The organism is Burkholderia sp. Bp8963, from assembly GCF_003854275.1.
GTDB lineage: Bacteria > Pseudomonadota > Gammaproteobacteria > Burkholderiales > Burkholderiaceae > Burkholderia.
Genome location: NZ_QTQP01000162.1, coordinates 1 through 930, shown reverse-complemented (window position 1 = coordinate 930; position 930 = coordinate 1). Strand labels below are relative to the sequence as shown.

The 930-nt window shown below is 62.3% G+C and carries 1 protein-coding gene; it reads right to left on the bottom strand.

Annotation, left to right across the window (positions count from 1 at the left end; translation table 11 throughout):
- Positions 1-306 precede the first annotated feature (306 nt).
- A complete protein-coding gene (locus tag DID96_RS37820; protein WP_124604410.1) occupies positions 307-621 on the bottom strand; it encodes a hypothetical protein in 315 nt (104 codons plus the stop codon).
- Positions 622-930 lie beyond the last annotated feature (309 nt).

The following is a 930-nucleotide window of genomic DNA, read 5'->3' as shown; positions in this document are numbered from 1 at the left end:
CGAGGAGCAGCAACGGCAGCGCAGCATTGCGGCCCTAAACCGCCGCGCCGCTGCACTGGGTTTCCGCCTGGCACCTACCTCGACGACGGGGTGAAAACGGACCCAACCATGATTAGTTTCTCACGAGAGAGGGCGCAGTCAGGCCACTCGGTGAAGCAGGAACCCGCCGACGCGACTACGTAGAGCATCACGTAGCGCAGCAGGAATCCTCCCCCTTCCCGGCCTTGGGCCGGCGAGCGTCAGCGAGAGGGGGAGGAGGATGTCAATGAACGAGAGCCGCATCTTTCCTGGCGCGATCCCGTCCAACTAGACGCGGATCATGTCACGATGCGTCGCTCGGATCAGGCGCTCAAGCGCCCCGTTATCGCGCGCGCCCATCCGCCCGTACCACGTCACCGACACACGTTCTTGCGCCGACCAGTCCACGCGCTCGGGCTTGACCACCGCCTCGCTCTTATCGCCCAACACTTCGTCAAGCACCCGGGCCGTCGTGTGCCCGAGCGCGGAGCACTGGCTTTCGGAGGTGAAGATCGCGTTCGCAATCGGTGCGGCACTACTCGTCCGGTTGTCCACCGGCGACCGATGAGAATCGGCCTCTTCACCGGTAAAGGCAAGCGTCATGCGACACCGGGGGCTACGTCTGTGCGTGGCCTGTCGATGGTGTGCGTCCGGCCAACCTGTCTTGTGTTGCCTTTAAGGGAACTGTCGCAGAACTGCCGGCCCCTGTTCGAGGCTGGCAGCTCGAAGCGATTCCCTTCAATCTCTACCGCCCGTAGGCAACGATGGCACCTGATTGCGGATACGCGTTGACACCCATTAGCGGCCCCGTGTCAAGTGAGCAAACAACACCTTCGACTGCCTGAGCAGCCGTTTCCGATTTCAATGACCGAATGCAGCTGCCGAACGCACCCGTTTCTTCAATGTATGGCT